The organism is Streptomyces sp. NPDC058751 (assembly GCF_042746485.1).
Lineage (GTDB): Bacteria > Actinomycetota > Actinomycetes > Streptomycetales > Streptomycetaceae > Streptomyces.
The window spans coordinates 1-16,040 of the sequence record NZ_JBHYPZ010000060.1 but is presented as its reverse complement, the minus strand read 5'-3'; the positions used below and the strand labels follow the sequence as shown (position 1 = coordinate 16,040).

Genomic DNA, 16,040 nt, shown 5'->3' with positions numbered 1-16,040 from the left:
AGTCCCGCACATGACCGTACGCAAGAACCAGGCGAGCCTGACCGCCGACGAGAAGCGGCGATTCGTCGACGCGCTGCTGCAGCTCAAGCGCAGCGGAAAGTACGACACCTTCGTCACCACGCACAACGCGTTCATCCTCGGCGACACCGACAACGGCGAGCGGACGGGCCACCGTTCACCGTCGTTCCTGCCCTGGCACCGCAGATTCCTCCTGGAGTTCGAGCGGGCGCTGCAGGCCGTCGACCCCTCGGTGGCGCTGCCCTACTGGGACTGGAGCACCGACCGCACCGCGCGGGCGTCCCTGTGGGCGCCGGACTTCCTCGGCGGCACCGGGCGCAGCCTGGACGGCCGCGTGACGGACGGCCCGTTCGCCGCCTCCACGGGCAACTGGCCGATCAACGTCCGCGTCGACAGCCGCACTTACCTGCGCAGGTCGCTGGGCGGCGGGGTGCGGGAACTGCCGACCCGCGCCGAGGTGGAGTCCGTGCTCGCCATGCCGACGTACGACATGGCGCCCTGGAACAGCGCCTCGGACGGCTTCCGCAATCACCTCGAGGGCTGGCGGGGCGTCAACCTCCACAACCGGGTGCACGTCTGGGTGGGCGGCCAGATGTCCACGGGCGTCTCCCCCAACGACCCGGTGTTCTGGCTCCACCACGCCTTCATCGACAGGCTGTGGGCCCAGTGGCAGCGCCGGCACCCGGGCTCCGGCTACCTCCCGCTCAAGGACACCCCGAACGTGATCGACCTCGGCGAGACCATGAAGCCGTGGAACGACACCCGGCCGGCCGATCTGCTCGACCACTCCGCGTTCTACACGTTCGACACCGTCTGATCCCGGCCGCGCCCGCGTCACGGGGAACGGACGACAGGGAACGGGCGACGCCGCCGGGCCGGGCTCCGTCCCGCGCCCCGACGCTCCGCCCTACGCCTCGGACCGGCACTCCGGGTGGCCCCAGCCCTGGGCGTTCTTGGCGATGGACTCGCCCGCCGCGTAGGAACGGCCGCACACGCAACGGCCGTTGAACTTGGCCTTGATGGTGCGGCCGGCCGTGCCCTGCCGGGAGGTCCTGGCCGCGGGGCGGCGACGGGCGGCCCCCGCGGCCGGGGTGTCGGGAGAGGCGGGCGGCTCCGGGGACCCGAGCTCGCTGCCCGCGGGCCGCTGCACCACCGCGGCCTGGCTGGCGGCGCGGTCGGCGAAGTCGTTCAGACGGTCGCCGTCAACCTGGTGGGCGGGGACGTAGCGGAACTCCACCGTGCGGCCGGTGAGCAGTTCGTCGATCCGGGCGACCAGTTCCTGGTTGGCGACGGGCTTGCCGGCGGCCGTCTTCCAGCCCTTGCGCTTCCAGCCCGGCAGCCAGGTCGTGACGGCCTTCATCGCGTACTGGGAGTCCATCCGGACCTCCAGCGGCACATCGGGGGCGACGGCGGTCAACAGGCGTTCCAGCGCTGTCAGTTCGGCGACGTTGTTCGTCGCCGTGCCCAGCGGGCCCGCCTCCCAGCGGGCCGGGGTCTCGTCCCCGTCGGCGACGACCCAGGCCCATCCGGCGGGTCCCGGGTTTCCCTTCGAAGCCCCGTCACAGGCGGCCACAACGCGTTCAGGCATGACCCCGATCATGCCACGCCCGGCGAGGGACCCTCGCACGGGCGCGGACCCGGGCACCCCGACGGGGCCCGGTGCGGTCCGTGCGGTTCCTGTGCGTCCCCGCCCCGCCGGTCACCGGCGGGGCGGGGACACCGGGCGTCAGGACACGTCCGTCATCTCCGGCATCTCGCCCAGGGTCGTCTTCATGTCGATGACGGAGAACGCCGCTCCCTGCGGGTCGCTGAGCGCGGCGAAGCGGCCGAACGGGCTGTCCACCGGCCCGAAGCGCAGGACGGCACCGCGCTCGGTCGCCTTGGACACCGCCTCGTCGCAGTCCTCGACGGCGAAGTAGACGTTGACGTACGACGGCACCTCGGGCGGGAAGTCCTCCGTCATCCTCATCCGGCCGAGAACGGGGTCCTCGCCGATGCTGAAGACGCGGAAGTCGACGGCGTCGTCGCGCACCTGCTGGGCCCTGAAGGGGAAGACGGCCGGGAAGAACGCGTCGGACTTCTCCGGCTCACGGGTGAAGACCTCGGCCCAGGCGTACGCGCCGGGCTCACCGACCGACTCGAAGCCCTCGTGGGCGCCCGCCTGCCAGACGCCGAAGACGGCCCCGCCGGGTTCCCGGGCGAGGGCCATGGTGCCGAACTCGCCGACCTGCATCGGCTCCATCAGCACCTCGCCGCCCCTGTCCCTGATCTTCGCGGCCGTCGTGGCGGCGTCGGGCGAGGCGAGGTACAGACACCAGGCGGACTGGCCCTCCTGTCCCGGCATCGGCGGCACGACGGCGGCCACCGCCTTGCCGCCCGAGTAGGCCTGGGTGTAGTTCCCGTACTGCGAGGACGACTCGCCGAACGTCCAGCCGAGGACGTCCCCGTAGAAGCTCTTGGCCCCTTCCACATCGGTGAACATCGCGTCCGCCCAGCAGGGCGTTCCTTCAGGCTGTACGGCCATGACCCGACCTTCTCCTGTCAGATGAACGATTGCGCTGTTCACGCTAGCCAGCCTTCACCCGGGCCGCGCGCCGAACCGCCGGTCCCGCACGACACTGGAGGTGGGCCGACCTGACCGTCGACGGGACGGGGCGCGGGATGATGCGGGCATGGGAAGTGGTCCGGCCGGGACCGGTCGAGGGGGAACCGCTGCGCCTCACCGGGAGACCGGTGCCGGTGCCGGAACCCGGCGAACTGCTGGTGCACGTGCGCGCCTGCGGGGTGTGCCGCACCGACCTGCACGTCACCGAGGGTGACCTGCCCGTGCACCGCCCCCGTGTGACACCGGGCCACGAGGCCGTCGGAGTGGTGGCGGCGACGGGCGGCGCGGTGAGCGGCTTCGCCCCGGGCGACCGGGTGGGGGTCGCCTGGCTGCGCCGTACGGACGGCACCTGCGCGTACTGTCTGCGCGGGTCCGAGAACCTCTGCCCCGCTTCCGAGTACACCGGCTGGGACGCCGACGGCGGTTACGCGGAGTACACGACCGTACCGGCCGCCTTCGCCTACCGGCTGCCCGAGGGCGTCGACGACATCGCGCTGGCCCCGCTGCTGTGCGCGGGCATCATCGGCTACCGGGCGCTGCGCAGGGCCGCGCTGCCGCCGGGCGGCCGGCTCGGCCTGTACGGCTTCGGCGGCAGCGCCCACCTCTGCGCGCAGCTCGCGCTCGCCGAGGGCGCCACCGTCCACGTGCTGACCCGCGATCCGGCCGCGCGACGGCTGGCGCTCGGGCTCGGGGCGGCGTCCGCCGGCGGGGCGTACGACGAGCCGCCCGAACCGCTGGACAGCGCGATCCTCTTCGCGCCGGCCGGTGACCTGGTCCCGGTCGCCCTGCGGGCACTCGGCCGGGGAGGTGTCCTGTCCGTCGCCGGCATCCATCTGAGCGACATCCCGCCGCTCCACTACGAGAGCGACCTGTTCCAGGAGAAGGAGCTGCGCAGCGTCACCGCCAACACGCGTGAGGACGGCCGGGAGTTCCTGGCGCTCGCGGCCCGCCACGGCATCCGCGCGACGACGCACGCCTATCCGCTGGACCGGGCGCTCCAGGCCCTGCGGGACCTCCGGGCGGGCCGCTTCGACGGTGCGGCCGTACTGGTGAACGACCGACCGCCGCGGGGCTGAGCGTGCGGGCGGGCCGCCCCCGTGCGTGGATGGACCCGGGGCGTGCTGCGGTGGAGGTGCGATGACGGGCCGGGGCGGTGACGGGACGGCGGGCGCGGAGGTGCCGTCCGACGTCCCGGACGACGCCGTCGAGTCGGTCGGCACGACGCTCGACGAACGGACGACCTGCGAGGAACTCGTGGCGTTCCTGTGCCGGCACGTGTGCGAGGCCGCCGCGGTGGACCTGCTGCCGAAGGACGTGGCGGCCGGCCGTCGCGCCCCGGACGCGGAGCTCACCCGCGTGGCCGCGGCCGGCCGTACCCCGCTGCTCGACCCGCCGAAGGGCCCGCGTCCGCTGTCCCTCCGGGCGCTGGACGAGGGCCGTCCGATCACCGCCTCGATCGACCTGTCCGGCCGGACTCCCCGGCAGGTCATGGCCGTTCCCCTGCTCGCGCACGGACGCCTGTACGGGGTGGTGCCCGCCGTCCGGCGGGGGGCGCCGTTCTCCGGTGCCGAGGTGGCCGGCGCGCACCGCGCGGCGCGTCTCGCGGCCGTGCACCTCGGCCACTCCCGAAGGCACGCGGCCCTCCGCGACACGGTCCTGGACCTTCAGCGGGCGCTGCTCGCCGCACCGGGGCGGCCGCATCCGAACCTGGAGGTCGCCACCCGCTATCTTCCGGCGGGCGGCGGTTCCCTGGTGGGCGGGGACTGGTTCGAGACCGTACGACTGCACTTCGGGCGGACCCTGCTGGTCGTCGGCGACGTGATGGGGCACGGCCTGGACGCCGCGGTGGACATGAACGCGTACCGCTCGATGCTGCGCTACGTCGCCTCCACGGACCTTCCGCCGCACCGGGTGCTGAGCCGTCTGGACACCGCGGTCGCCGAGGACGGCACCCGGCGCCCGGCCACCTGTCTGCTCGTCCGCGTCGATCCGGCGCGCGGGATCGCGGTGGTCGCGGGCGCCGGGCACCTGCCGCCGGTGGTGTTCGCCGGTGACGGCTCGGGCGAGCTGCTGCCGCTGCCGGTGGGTCCGCCGCTGGGCACGGGGGTGGGCGGCTACCAGCAGGTGGTCCGCGGGCTCTCCCCGGACGACACCCTGGTGATGTTCACCGACGGTCTCGTGGAGCGCCGCGGCGAGGACATCGACGAGTCGCTCGCACGGCTGGCCGCGCTGCGGCTCCCGCCGGGTGCCGGGGTCGGCGACCTGCTCGACGAGGCGCTGGCCGCGCTCGACGCCGGGCACGCGGAGGACGACGTGGCGGTGCTGGCGGCCCGGATCCGCCCGCGTGGCCATCCGACCTGAGGCGCCTCGGCCCCCTCGCGCCCGGCGTCCCGGTTCCTCCGGCCGGGACGGGGACCCCGTCCCGGCCGGAGGGCGGCGGTCGCCGGTCACTCGCCCGCGTGCGCCTTCTCCAGGGCCGCCATGTCCAGCTTGGTCATCCTGTACATCGCCTGGGCCGTGCGGGCGGCCTTCTCCGTGTCCGCGTCGCCGAGCAGGTCGATGAGTCCGTCCGGAACGACCTGCCAGGACAGTCCGTACTTGTCCTTCAGCCAGCCGCAGGGACCCGCCTCGCCCCCGTCCTCGACGAACCTGTTCCAGTAGTGGTCCACCTCCTCCTGGCCGTAGCAGTGGATCTGGAACGAGATCGCCTCGTCGAACGTGAACTGCGGGCCTCCGTTGACCGCGACGAACTTCTGGCCGTTGGCCACGAACTCGACGGCCAGCACGGAACCGGGGGTCCCGGGCCCGGCCTCGGTGTAGCGGCCGACCCGGCCGAGCCGGGAGTTCTTGAAGATCGAGACGTAGTAGTGGGCGGCCTCCTCGGCCTGGCCGTCGAACCACAGACAGGTGGTGAAACCGTCGGCGGGCATGTGTACCTCCTCGGGCGGAAAACGTCGTCACCTCTGTCGACCGATCCTCGTCCGAAAACTCATCGGCCGCGCGCTCACGAACCCGCCGTCCCAAGCCCCGCGGGAACACGGCCGCGGGTGCTTTCCGGCTCTGCCGGCAGCGAATCTGCCACGGGCCGAGAAATCCGCTCCGGCACCGGCGCCGGGCCGAGAGTGGGGTCAGCGGCGACATCCGCCGCACCACGTCCAGGAGGAACCATGACTCCCCTCACCACCGGCTGGCACCCGGCCCACGCACCCCGGGCCGAGGAGGGCGACACCCGGGCGACCCGCTACGACGACCACCTCGCCGCGCAGTTGCTCGGCCGGCGGATCGTCTTCCTGGGCACCCAGGTCGACGAGGTCTCGGCGAACCGGGTGTGCGCGCAACTGCTCCTGCTGTCCGCCGAGGACCCGCGAGCCGACATCAGCCTCTACATCAACAGCCCGGGCGGTTCGGTGACCGCCGGGCTCGCCGTCTACGACACCATGCGGCTGATCCCCAACGACGTCTCCACCCTCGCGATGGGATTCGCCGCGAGCATGGGGCAGTTCCTGCTCACCGTGGGCACGCGCGGCAAGCGCTTCGCGCTGCCGAACGCGCGGATCATGATGCACCAGCCGTCCGCCGGCATCGGCGGCACCACCGCCGACATCGAGATCCAGGCGCAGAACCTCGAGTTCACCAAGCGGGCCGTCGAGCGGATCACCGCGGAGCACACCGGCCAGAGCGAGGAGACGATCTCCAGGGACGGTGACCGCGACCGCTGGTTCACCGCGGAACAGGCCAGGGAGTACGGCATGGTGGACCGGGTGGTGGAGTCGCTCGACGACGTCCGCCCGGCCGCGTCACGGCGACGGGCGGGGCTCTGACATGGGTACGTACACGATTCCGAACGTCGTCGAGCGGACCCCGCAGGGCGAGCGCTCGTACGACGTCTTCAGCCGGCTGCTCTCCGAACGGATCATCTTCCTCGGCACGGAGATCGACGACGGCGTCGCCAACGTCGTCATCGCGCAGCTCCTCCATCTGGAGTCGGCGGGCCCGGAGAGCGAGATCTCGATCTACATCAACTCGCCCGGCGGCTCGTTCACCTCGCTGATGGCCATCTACGACACGATGACCTTCGTGCAGGCGCCGATCTCGACGTTCTGCGTCGGGCAGGCCGCCTCCACCGCCGCGGTGCTGCTCGCCGGGGGCGATCCCGGGCGGCGGTTCGTCCTGGAACACGCGCGCGTGCTGCTCGGCCAGCCGGCCAGCGGGGGCCGTCAGGGCACGGTGTCGGACCTCAGCCTCCAGGCCAAGGAGATGATGCGGATCCGCTCGCAGGTCGAGGAGGTGCTGTCCCGGCACACCCGTCACGACGTCACCACCCTGCGCGCGGACATGGACCGCGACAAGGTCTTCACCGCGCGGGAAGCGGTGGAGTACGGGCTCGCGGACGAGATCCTGAGCCGTCGGCTCGCCGTGCTCTGACCCGGCCCGCCCGGGGGGGCGGGCCGGGGCCGGACGGTGATGCCCCGTGCGCGCCCCCGTCAGGCGGCGAGACACATGCCGTCGTACCGCGAGGCCGACGACGGGGCCGAGGCCGAGCGGCTCCGGACGGACTCGGCACGGGTGTGCCGGGTCAGTTCCCGCTGGGCGAGCGACAGCAGTTCGGTCAGACCGAGACCGAGGGCGCGCGCGGCTGCGGCGAGGACCTCGGAGGATGCCTCCTTGCGCCCCCGCTCCACCTCGGAGAGGTAGGGCATGGAGATCCTGGCGGCGTCGGCCACGTCCTTGAGCGTGCGTTCCTGGGCCAGTCGCTCGCGCCGCAGGACATCGCCGACCAGGTCGCGCCACAGCGGTTCCCTGGCCGCGGGGCCGGGAGGGGCGGGGGCCGCGGGTGCCCGGCGCGGCACGAGGACCGGTGGGCGCCCGGCCCGGGCCGGGGCGTCGGCCACCGGTGGCGTCCGGGACTGCTCAGGCGCCGCCGGGCGCAGGGGGATGACGCGGGCTTCGTTCGTCACGTGGTCGCTCACCCCTTCAGCCTAGGAGCGCGGGGCCGTACGGGAAGGGAACGGCGTTCCGCTCTCGGTGAAGCGGCCGGACCGGCCGGACCGGCTCACCGCTCCTCGCCCGCCGGCACGGTGACGCCCCCTCAGAGTCCGGGGGAACCTGCGGAGGAGGCCGCCGACTGCGACGTCAGGTCCGCGGAGGCCGAACCGGACGACGGGGGCGCCACCGACTCGGACGACGGGGGTTCGTTGGAGGAACTCTCCGGTTCGGAGGACGGCGGCGGCGGGGAGGAGGGCGGTTCGGAGGAGGACGGTTCGGAGGAGGACGACGGGGACGAGCTCTCGGACGACGGCGAGGTCGAGGACGAGGACGAGGACGAGGTCGAGGGGCACGGGCTCTCCGAGCCCGGCCGCTTCTCGCCGGGCGAGGCGCACGGCGACGCGGAGCCCGATTCGCTGACCGACGGCGAGGGCTTCACCGGCGGGCGCGTCTTCTTGTCCTTGTCCACGTCGTCGCCCCGGTGCCGGGCGATCCACTCGTCGCTCTCGGGGTCGTACAGGACGAACACCTCGACGACCGTCGTCGAGGGCGCGACGGCCACGACGTTCTGCGGACGGTACGAGGGCCACGAGTCGCCCGTCGGCTGGGGGGTGCCCTTCTGCGGCACCGGTTCGAGCAGCGGGTTGCCGCAGGCGCAGCGCACCCGGGGCACGCCCCGGGAGTCCACGAGGACGGCGGTACCGGCCTGGAGGACCGCCTGGTAGCTGGTGGCGGCGCCGTTGCGGTAGCCGTGGTTGGTGACGCGGGTGTCCAGACGCAGCTGTACGGGGGTCAGGGAGCGCAGATAGGCGGGGACCGCGTTCGGCTGGACGCCCTCGACCGAGGCGAAGGCCTTGTTCTTCGCGGGGTCCGCCTTGAGCGCGCTGATCTGCTTCTCGACGTCGCAGCTCGACACGTTGCGGGTGCCGCCGTAGAGGCCGGGGGCGTTGCCGCTGAAGGCGCGGGTCTCGTTGGCGGGCGCCGAGGAGGCCGGTGCCGCGGGGGTCTGCGGCTCGATGGAACTGTCGTTGGCGGTCGACTCGGTGAACGGGTCGGGCCCCGTCTTGTCCGCGGCCTGCAGGAAGACCTCGCTGCCGGTGTTCTTGGCCCCGCCGCCGGTGTTGGTGAAGACCAGCCCCAGGATCACCGCCGCCGCCACGACCCCGGTGATCAGCGCGACCCGCGGCGCCGACCGCCACCAGGGCCGCTCGGGTCCGCCGCCCGGACCGCCGGCTCCGCCGCCGGGTCCCTCGGGACCCGTGCCACCTCCGCCCCCGACACCCCAGCGCGGACCGCCGCTCCCCGGTCCGCCGGCTCCGCTCCCCTCCCCGGACGCGCCACTGGGCGGTCCGGCGGGCGGGCGGCCGACGGGCTGGGTCGGGCTCGGCCGGGTCGGGCCCGACAGCGGGCCCGAAGGCGGTCCGGTGGGGCGGTCGGAGGACGGCGGTTCGACGCTCACGAGCTCTTCTCCCGGTGGAGGGATGCGGCGGCGTCCGAGTGGCTTTCGCGCCGCTTTGTTCCAGGATCAACCCATTGTGTGCCCCGCTCCGCGGGTGCCCGCAAGCCGACGCGTCCGCCTCTCCCCGAGGGGCGGACGGCGCCGGCGCTGCTTAGCGTGGCAGCGTGAGTCCCCAGACACCGTCCGCCCGGCCGCCCCACAGCAGCGGTGCGCGTCCGGCCGCCCGTCACGGCTGGCTCCAGGCGGTCGCGGCCGTACTGGCCGGTCTGGTCCTCATGACGGTGGTCGCCGCTCTCGGCCTGTGGGCCTCGGGCGCCACCGACCTCCCCGACAACGCCTATCCGCGGGTGGTCGCGGCCACCCTGGTCACGGCGGTCGGCGGGACCGTCGAGTTCACCGGCGACGCGGGGGCCATCGCCGAGACGAAGGCGGGCCTCACGGTGATCCCGCTGTCGGTGACCCTGACCGGAGCGCTGGTGCTCGGGGCGGGATTCCTGCGGCCGCTGCGGCACCGCGCGGTAGCCGGGGCGGCCGAACTGGCCGGCTGGGCCGGACGGCTCGCCGTGCTGTGGCTGCTCGTGCTGATCGGGCTGGCGCTCGCGGCCCGCCAGAACTTCACGGTCGACCTCGGGGACGGCACCATCGGCGCCATCGGCGACCTGTTCGGCGCAACGCCCGAGGTCGGTTTCGAGGCTTCCATGGCACCGACCCTGTTCTTCGGAGTGCTGTGGCTCGCGGGCGTGTTCGTGATCGCGCTGCTGGTCTCGCGCGGCGCGCCGCTCCCCGCCCGGCTGCTGCCCTTCCAGGAGTCGGTGCGGCCCGCGGCGCACGCCATGGTGGTCCTGCTGCTCGCCTGTGTCGGCCTCGGCGTGGTCATCGGCCTGGTGGTGGCGGCGACCCGCGGGCATCCGGCCGAGACCTTCGCCGTGATGCTCCTCGGTCTTCCCAACGTCGTCTGGCTCGCGTTCACGATCGGCCTCGGCGCCACCTGGAACGGACGGGTGGACGGGCCCTTCGGTCTGCCGATGCCCCATGTGCTCGACGAGGTGCTGCGCACTCCGGACGTGTCCGCGCTCAACCTCGGGTCCCTCGCCGACTACGACGGCAGGATCTGGTGGCTGGTGGCCGTCGACGCCGTACTGCTGCTCGGGGCGGCGTTCTTGATGGCGGTCCGCTCACCGGCCCGGACGCGGGCCTGGCAGCACGCCGTCCGCATGGCGGTCGCGCTGGCGCTGACGGTGCTCATGATCTGCCTGCTCGGCCGGGTCTCGGCGAACTACGGCCTGTCGATCCTCGGTCTCGGTGACATCGGCGGAGGTCTGAAGGGGGAACTCTTCCTGAAGCCCCAGGTGTGGGGTGCTCTCGGTCTGGCCGTGCTGTGGGGGCTGGTCACCGGTTTCGCGGGCGCCCTCCTGGCCCGGGGCGTCCGGCGCGGGGGCGAGGCCGGTCCCGCACGCTGACGGCCGGCGGCGGCGCCTCAGTGGCGGAACACCGGCCGGGCCCAGGCGGGCGGCTCCGGCACGGGCCCCGGGCCGCCCGGGACGGCCCCGGCCCCGCTGTCCGGCCCGGTGCCGCTCCCGCTCGCCGGTCCGCGCGCCGCGATCCGCAGCGCGCTGACGAAGGCCAGGCACGAGTCGTACCGGTCGTCGGGGCTCTTGGAGAGCGCCTTCGCGAGAACGGCGTCGACCCCGTCCGGGATACCGGGGCGGACGCTGGTCAGGGCCGGGGGCTGGTCGTACTGGTGGGCCCACAGCAGTGCCATGTCGTCGTCGCGCTGGAAGGGCGGGCGGCCGGCCATCGTCTCGTAGACGACACAGCCGAGGCTGTAGACGTCGCAGCGCCCGTCGACCGGCTTGCCGGAGATCTGCTCCGGCGCCACGTAGTCGAGGGTGCCCACGAACTGTCCGACGCTCGTGAACCCTGTCAGCGACAGGGACTTCTTGGTCAGTCCGAAGTCCGTGAGGTAGACGTGTTCGGGATGGTCGCTGTCGGTGCCCTGGGCCACCAGGATGTTGCCGGGCTTCACGTCCCGGTGCACCAGGCCGTGGTCGTGGGCCGCGTCGAGCGCGGAGGCGACCTGGATGCCGATCCGGGCGGCCACGGTGACCGTCAGCGGGCCCTCGCGGTCGAGGAGATGGCGCAGGTCGCGGCCGGCGACGTACCGCATGGCGATGTAGAGGACGCCGTCCGTCTCCCCCGCCTCGAACACGGGCACGATGTGCGGGTGGTCGATCGCGGCGGCGACCCGTGACTCGTGGGTGAAGCGGCCGCGGAAGGTGTCGTTGCGGGCGAGTTCCGGGGCGAGCAGTTTGAGGGCGACCGTGCGGTCCAGACGCAGGTCCTTGGCCTGGTAGACGACGGCCATCCCGCCCCGGCCGATCTCCCGCTCGATCCGGTAGCCGGCGATCTGCCGTCCGATCAGGTCGGAGGGCCGCCCCGAGAACAGGCTGGTGTCCCGCCCGGACGTCCCGTCCATCAGCCGTCACCCCCGCCGCGCCCCGTGCCGTGCATCAGTCCTCGCCCCGGTCCTCGTCCTCGAAGGTGACCAGGCGGGTGGGCTCGTGTCCGCCGGGAGGCCCCGCGGGGGGCCCGCCGGGGGCGGATTCCCGCACGATCCGCGTCGGTTCCGTCCCGCGGCCGCGCTCCCTGTCCGGCTCCTGCGGCCGGTCCGGGGGCCCGGACCGGCCCGGCACCCCGGACTCCTCCCGCTCCGGGCCCGGCTCCCACGACGGGGCCGGTTCCGGGGGCCGGTACGTCGTCCCGCGGGGCGTGGCCGAGGGGGTGCGCTCGGCCGCGAAGGTGCTCAGCCGCGTTCCGTCGCAGTACACCCACCGCTCGTGCCCGCCGTCGTACAGCCACAGCGACTCGCCGTCGACGACCACACCGATCCTGCTGCCCTGCGTCCGGGCCCGGAAGGCCTCGGACTCCAGCCGTCCGGACGCCAGTTCCTCGGCCGCCCGCCGGTACTCGGTGAGTGCCTGCTCGACGCGGGCCAGCAGGGGGCGCGGATCGGCCGTGCGGGCGAGCGGACGGGTCGCCGCGGGCGGTACCTGCGGCACGGCGACCAGCAGGCGGCCGTCGACCCAGGCCGACCAGCCGTTCGCGCACACGACCCGCCCCCAGTCCCCGAGCCGGTCGACGAGTTCGACCGGCAGGAGCGCGTCCAGGGGCACGGTCGGCCGGGACGGGTCCGGCGACTCCCACGCGGGCAGCCCGTCCTGCGGAACGACGTGCGTCGGGCGGAAACCGGGGCTCGTCATCGGCGGCTACTTCCGCATGACCGCGGGCTCGTGCCGTCGCAGCAGCCGGGCCACCAGCCAGCCGAAGACGACGGAGAGCACGACGAGCATGCCCATGTTGATCAGCCACGCACTGGTGGAATGCCGGAACATAGGGTCGCCGGTCAGTTCGCCGGGCACGATCCGGGCGAGCCCGATGGTCCCGGCCATCGCGCCGAGGGCCCAGCGGGAGGGCACCAGCCAGGAGAGCTGTTCGAGGCCGGGCACACCGTGCAGTTTCAGCAGGGCCCCGCAGAACACCACCTGGACGATGGCCAGCAGCACCAGCAGCGGCATCGTCACCTCCTCCTTGCGCACCAGGGCGGAGACGAGGAGGCCGAGCATCATCGCGGTGAAGGCCAGCAGGGCCACGGCCAGGGTGATCTCCAGCAGCGGTGGCATGAGGACGCCTTCGCCGCCCGGGGCGTTGAGGTCGACGCCGAACAGGGCGACGAGGGTGAGCACGACGGCCTGGAGCACGGTGATCGTGCCGAGGACGACGACCTTGGACATCAGGTACGCCGATCTGGACAGGCCGACCGCCCGTTCCCGCTGGTAGATCGTCCGTTCCTTGACGAGTTCGCGCACGGCGTTGGCCGCTCCGGTCAGCACGCCGCCGACGCACAGGATGAGCAGCGCGTTCATCGCCGTCTCCTGGGTCAGTTCGCCGCCCGCCAGCGCCCGCGCCATCACGCCCATCACGAACGGCAGGGCGATCATGATGGCGAGGAAGGTCCGGTCCGCCCCGAGCGCGGCCGCGTAGCGGCGGACCAGGGTGCGGAGCTGGGAGCCCCAGCTCTGGGCCTTCGGGGGCGGCCCGACGAGGGCTCCGGTGGCCGCGTCCGGCATCCTCGGCTGCGAGGTCGACTTGTCGATGTACTGACGGTGGAACGGCGAGTCCGCGTACTCCCCCGCCCAGTCGCGGTCCTTGTCGCGCTCGAACGCCTCGAACGCCTCGGGCCACTGCCGGTACCCGAAGAAGGGCAGGGTGTCGTCGGGCGGTCCGTAGTAGGCGACCTTGCCGCCGGGTGCGAGGACGAGGAGCCGGTCGCAGACGTCCAGGCTGAGCACGCTGTGGGTGACCACGATGACGGTGCGGCCGTCGTCGGCGAGGCCGCGCAGCATGTGCATCACCGAGCGGTCCATGCCCGGGTCGAGTCCGGAGGTCGGCTCGTCCAGGAAGAGCAGGGACGGTTTGGTGAGCAGTTCCAGGGCCACGCTGACGCGCTTGCGCTGTCCGCCGGACAGGCTGTGGATGGGCTGGTCGGCGCGCTGCTCCAGGCCCAGTTCGCCGATCACCTCGTCCACCCGCGCCCGGCGCTCCGCCTTGGCGGTGTCCTGCGGGAAGCGCAGTTCGGCGGCGTAGGTGAGCGCCCGGCGGACGGTGAGCTGGGCGTGCAGGATGTCGTCCTGCGGGACGAGGCCGATGCGCTGGCGCAGCTCGGCGTAGTCGCGGTAGAGGTCGCGGCCGTCGTAGAGCACCGTGCCGTGGTCGGCGGGCCGCTGTCCGGTGAGGGCGTTCAGGAGCGTGGACTTCCCCGCGCCGCTCGGGCCGACGACGGCGAGCAGACATTTCTCGCCGACGGGAAACGACACCTCGTCCAGCAGCCGCTTGCGGCCGCGGTCGACCTCGACGGTGAGGTCCTGCACGTCGAGGGAGACCTCGCCGCTGTCCACGTACTCCTGGAGCTGGTCGCCGACGAGGCAGAACGCGGAGTGCCCGATGCCGACGATGTCACCCGGTGTGACCAGGGCCCGTTCGACGGGCTGGCCGTTGAGGAACGTGCCGTTGTGGCTGCCGAGGTCGACGATCTCGTACGTCCCGTCGGGCCTGGCCAGCAGTTCGGCGTGGTTGCGGGAGACGATCAGGTCGTCGACGACGAGGTCGTTGTCGGGGGCGCGGCCGATGCGGACGGTGCGCGAGGGCAGCGGCCGTACGGTGGTCGGCTGTCTGAAGGTGCCGGTGGCGGCCGGCGCGGAGACGGCCGAGGGGCGCTCCGCGGCGGGCGGCGGACGGCGGACGAGGACGGCGCGCGGGCCGTCGGCGGGGCTCCCGAAGCGGATCACGCTGCCGGGTCCGACCCCCCATTCGTGGACGCGGCGGCCGTCGGCGTACGTGCCGTTCGTGCTGTTCTCGTCCTCGAGCGTCCAGTGGTCGGTATGGGGCCGCAGCACCGCGTGGTGCCACGAGACCCGGACGTCGTCGATCACGATGTCGCACAGCGGATCGCGCCCGACGTGGTAATCGTGGTTCGGACTCATGACCGTCGAGCCCGTCTCGGTTTCGAGGACGAGCTCGGGTGCAGTCGCCGCGACCGGCCTGTCTGCCATGCCAGAATTCTAACGATTCGCCCCTTCGCGCGCCTGAGCAGCGCCCGGCGGCCGGAGCGCGTGCGAGCGGTCAGGCGGCGGAGGTCCCCAGCACCGCGGCGGTGCGGTGCATGCGCAGCGCGTCAACGGATTCCGCGAGCAGCTCGTACTCGGTGGTGTCGTCACTGGTGGAGACGCGGACGAGTTTGCCCGCCGCCAACTCCTCGGCCACCAGCTCCTGTTGCTCGGAGTCACCGCACCACGCGCGCAGCATCGCCGGGACGTCGGGAACACCGTCGCCCACGGGCGCGATGGAGTTGGGCGGGAAGACGGGGTCCTCGGGCTGCGGATCGAGCCGCTCCGCCATCCAGGCGGCACGGTCGCGCATCCACCACAGGGCCAGCGCCAGGGTCGGCGCGCGATAGGTGCCGAGGGGCACGCCGACCCGCCGGCCGCCGCACATCCCGTACGCGGTGACATGGCACAGGAATTCGTCGTGCACGATCTTCCCCCATTGGCGTCGCTCGTCGCCGGTCCGGCCTCGCTTTCCCTGCGGCTCTTGGGCGATGCTCCGTGCAATTGCACGGGCTTGGCTGAATTGCCCTACTGATTGAGTATCGCCACTACTGACACACTGTCACCATGTGAATTCAGCCAGTCTCCTGGCATATTCATCGCCGCGTGTGGCCGAAACGGCACGAACGGCTTCCCCGTTCGCCGGCCCGCCCCGGATCCCGCATTACCCGCGGGGTAATCGACGCTCCGCACGGCTCCCGGCAGGGTTGGCGTATCGCGTCCCGGAGCCGGACACCGGCCCGGGACACGGGCCTTGACCATGGATACGTTTCCCGATGGAGGCTGGTTCACCATGTCCGAGAACACCGACCGCTACGAGACCGCCGTCGCCCGCTACTTCGAGGCCTGGAACGCGGGCGGGCCGGACACGCTGACGAAAGCGGTGGCCGCCGCCTGGACCCCGGACTGCACGTTCACCGACCCGTTCACCGACGCCCGCGGGCACGAGCAGGTCGCGGCCATGATCGCCTCGGTCCACGAGCGGTTCCCCGGCTTCACCGTCCGCCCGCTCGGCACGGTCGACGGCCACCACGACACCGCCCGCTTCGGCTGGGAGATGGTCGCCGAGGCGGACGGCTCGGCGCCCGTCGCGGGCTTCGACGTGATCGTCCTGGACGACGAGGGCCGGATCCGGAGCGTGTACGGATTCCTGGACCGCGTCCCGGCCTGACGACACCCCGGGGTCCCCGGCGCGGGGGCCCCCCCCCCGGGGCCCCGCGTTCGCGGCCCGGCCCCGCCCGGCGGGCAGGCCGACGGGCCAGGCCGCCCCGCAGCGCCGGGCGCGGTGGGGCGCCGTGACTGGCCAGGT

At 73.1% G+C, this 16,040-nt stretch carries 16 protein-coding genes; 7 read left to right on the top strand and 9 right to left on the bottom strand.

Going from position 1 to position 16,040, the window contains the following annotated elements:
- The first annotated feature begins 10 nt into the window (after window positions 1–10).
- The gene (locus ACFW6B_RS37200; protein ID WP_386603549.1) at window positions 11–835 is read left to right on the top strand and encodes a tyrosinase family protein; all 825 of its coding nucleotides are present in this window, start codon (window positions 11–13) and stop codon (window positions 833–835) included.
- 90 nt (window positions 836–925) lie between these two features.
- Here the strand turns inward: ACFW6B_RS37200 and ACFW6B_RS37195 are convergent, their stop codons facing one another.
- Both ACFW6B_RS37195 and ACFW6B_RS37190 read right to left on the bottom strand, forming a co-directional pair.
- Window positions 926–1,618 carry a ribonuclease H gene (locus tag ACFW6B_RS37195; RefSeq protein ID WP_386603547.1) on the bottom strand — a complete coding sequence of 231 codons (693 nt, stop codon included), beginning with the start codon at window positions 1,616–1,618 and terminating at the stop codon, window positions 926–928.
- A gap of 126 nt (window positions 1,619–1,744) precedes the next feature.
- A complete protein-coding gene (locus ACFW6B_RS37190) occupies window positions 1,745–2,542 on the bottom strand; it encodes a VOC family protein (RefSeq protein ID WP_386603545.1) in 798 nt (265 codons plus the stop codon).
- Window positions 2,543–2,682: 140 nt separating this feature from the next.
- Between ACFW6B_RS37190 and ACFW6B_RS37185 the strand changes: the two genes are divergently transcribed.
- Together ACFW6B_RS37185 and ACFW6B_RS37180 are read left to right on the top strand one after the other, a co-directional pair.
- A complete protein-coding gene (locus tag ACFW6B_RS37185) occupies window positions 2,683–3,699 on the top strand; it encodes a zinc-binding alcohol dehydrogenase family protein (RefSeq protein ID WP_386603620.1) in 1,017 nt (338 codons plus the stop codon).
- Between the two features lie 61 nt (window positions 3,700–3,760).
- Window positions 3,761–4,984, top strand: coding sequence for a PP2C family protein-serine/threonine phosphatase (locus tag ACFW6B_RS37180; protein ID WP_386603543.1), 1,224 nt, complete (start codon window positions 3,761–3,763; stop codon window positions 4,982–4,984).
- 86 nt (window positions 4,985–5,070) lie between these two features.
- Here ACFW6B_RS37180 and ACFW6B_RS37175 read toward each other — a convergent pair whose 3' ends face one another.
- Window positions 5,071–5,553, bottom strand: coding sequence for a VOC family protein (locus tag ACFW6B_RS37175; protein WP_386603541.1), 483 nt, complete (start codon window positions 5,551–5,553; stop codon window positions 5,071–5,073).
- A 237-nt stretch (window positions 5,554–5,790) separates the two neighbouring features.
- On the opposite strand from ACFW6B_RS37175, the gene ACFW6B_RS37170 reads away from it, so the two are divergent.
- Complete coding sequence (locus ACFW6B_RS37170) at window positions 5,791–6,444, top strand: ClpP family protease (protein ID WP_386603539.1); 654 nt, start codon at window positions 5,791–5,793, stop codon at window positions 6,442–6,444.
- 1 nt (window position 6,445) lies between these two features.
- Window positions 6,446–7,048, top strand: coding sequence for a ClpP family protease (locus ACFW6B_RS37165; protein WP_386603537.1), 603 nt, complete (start codon window positions 6,446–6,448; stop codon window positions 7,046–7,048).
- A 59-nt stretch (window positions 7,049–7,107) separates the two neighbouring features.
- On the opposite strand, the gene ACFW6B_RS37160 is transcribed toward ACFW6B_RS37165, so the two are convergent.
- Together ACFW6B_RS37160 and ACFW6B_RS37155 are read right to left on the bottom strand one after the other, a co-directional pair.
- A complete protein-coding gene (locus ACFW6B_RS37160) occupies window positions 7,108–7,593 on the bottom strand; it encodes a helix-turn-helix domain-containing protein (RefSeq protein WP_386603536.1) in 486 nt (161 codons plus the stop codon).
- A gap of 119 nt (window positions 7,594–7,712) precedes the next feature.
- Window positions 7,713–9,068: a DUF6777 domain-containing protein gene (locus tag ACFW6B_RS37155; RefSeq protein ID WP_386603534.1), complete on the bottom strand. Its 1,356-nt coding sequence runs from the start codon at window positions 9,066–9,068 to the stop codon at window positions 7,713–7,715.
- 164 nt (window positions 9,069–9,232) lie between these two features.
- Here ACFW6B_RS37155 and ACFW6B_RS37150 point away from each other — a divergent pair, with 164 nt between their 5' ends.
- Entirely contained in the window at window positions 9,233–10,528 is a 1,296-nt protein-coding gene (locus ACFW6B_RS37150; RefSeq protein ID WP_386603532.1) for a streptophobe family protein, read from the top strand.
- Between the two features lie 17 nt (window positions 10,529–10,545).
- On the opposite strand, the gene ACFW6B_RS37145 is transcribed toward ACFW6B_RS37150, so the two are convergent.
- The 4 genes from ACFW6B_RS37145 to ACFW6B_RS37130 all read right to left on the bottom strand — a co-directional run bounded on the left by ACFW6B_RS37145 (window position 10,546) and on the right by ACFW6B_RS37130 (window position 15,158).
- On the bottom strand, window positions 10,546–11,544 hold the full coding sequence (locus ACFW6B_RS37145; protein ID WP_386603530.1) for a serine/threonine-protein kinase: 999 nt from the start codon (window positions 11,542–11,544) through the stop codon (window positions 10,546–10,548).
- 34 nt (window positions 11,545–11,578) lie between these two features.
- Complete coding sequence (locus tag ACFW6B_RS37140; RefSeq protein ID WP_386603528.1) at window positions 11,579–12,328, bottom strand: hypothetical protein; 750 nt, start codon at window positions 12,326–12,328, stop codon at window positions 11,579–11,581.
- A 6-nt stretch (window positions 12,329–12,334) separates the two neighbouring features.
- Window positions 12,335–14,677, bottom strand: coding sequence for an FHA domain-containing protein (locus tag ACFW6B_RS37135; protein ID WP_386603526.1), 2,343 nt, complete (start codon window positions 14,675–14,677; stop codon window positions 12,335–12,337).
- Window positions 14,678–14,747: 70 nt separating this feature from the next.
- Window positions 14,748–15,158 carry a hypothetical protein gene (locus tag ACFW6B_RS37130; RefSeq protein ID WP_386603525.1) on the bottom strand — a complete coding sequence of 137 codons (411 nt, stop codon included), beginning with the start codon at window positions 15,156–15,158 and terminating at the stop codon, window positions 14,748–14,750.
- Window positions 15,159–15,524: 366 nt separating this feature from the next.
- Between ACFW6B_RS37130 and ACFW6B_RS37125 the strand changes: the two genes are divergently transcribed.
- On the top strand, window positions 15,525–15,902 hold the full coding sequence (locus ACFW6B_RS37125) for a nuclear transport factor 2 family protein (protein ID WP_386603523.1): 378 nt from the start codon (window positions 15,525–15,527) through the stop codon (window positions 15,900–15,902).
- Window positions 15,903–16,040: the final 138 nt, after the last annotated feature.

Coding starts and splice junctions, on each gene's coding strand:
- ACFW6B_RS37200 (WP_386603549.1), top strand. CDS start 11: ATGACCGTACGCAAGAACCAGGCGAGCCTGACCGCCGACGAGAAGCGG.
- ACFW6B_RS37195 (WP_386603547.1), bottom strand. CDS start 1,618: ATGATCGGGGTCATGCCTGAACGCGTTGTGGCCGCCTGTGACGGGGCT.
- ACFW6B_RS37190 (WP_386603545.1), bottom strand. CDS start 2,542: ATGGCCGTACAGCCTGAAGGAACGCCCTGCTGGGCGGACGCGATGTTC.
- ACFW6B_RS37185 (WP_386603620.1), top strand. CDS start 2,683: ATGCGGGCATGGGAAGTGGTCCGGCCGGGACCGGTCGAGGGGGAACCG.
- ACFW6B_RS37180 (WP_386603543.1), top strand. CDS start 3,761: ATGACGGGCCGGGGCGGTGACGGGACGGCGGGCGCGGAGGTGCCGTCC.
- ACFW6B_RS37175 (WP_386603541.1), bottom strand. CDS start 5,553: ATGCCCGCCGACGGTTTCACCACCTGTCTGTGGTTCGACGGCCAGGCC.
- ACFW6B_RS37170 (WP_386603539.1), top strand. CDS start 5,791: ATGACTCCCCTCACCACCGGCTGGCACCCGGCCCACGCACCCCGGGCC.
- ACFW6B_RS37165 (WP_386603537.1), top strand. CDS start 6,446: ATGGGTACGTACACGATTCCGAACGTCGTCGAGCGGACCCCGCAGGGC.
- ACFW6B_RS37145 (WP_386603530.1), bottom strand. CDS start 11,544: ATGGACGGGACGTCCGGGCGGGACACCAGCCTGTTCTCGGGGCGGCCC.
- ACFW6B_RS37140 (WP_386603528.1), bottom strand. CDS start 12,328: ATGACGAGCCCCGGTTTCCGCCCGACGCACGTCGTTCCGCAGGACGGG.
- ACFW6B_RS37135 (WP_386603526.1), bottom strand. CDS start 14,677: ATGGCAGACAGGCCGGTCGCGGCGACTGCACCCGAGCTCGTCCTCGAA.
- ACFW6B_RS37125 (WP_386603523.1), top strand. CDS start 15,525: ATGTCCGAGAACACCGACCGCTACGAGACCGCCGTCGCCCGCTACTTC.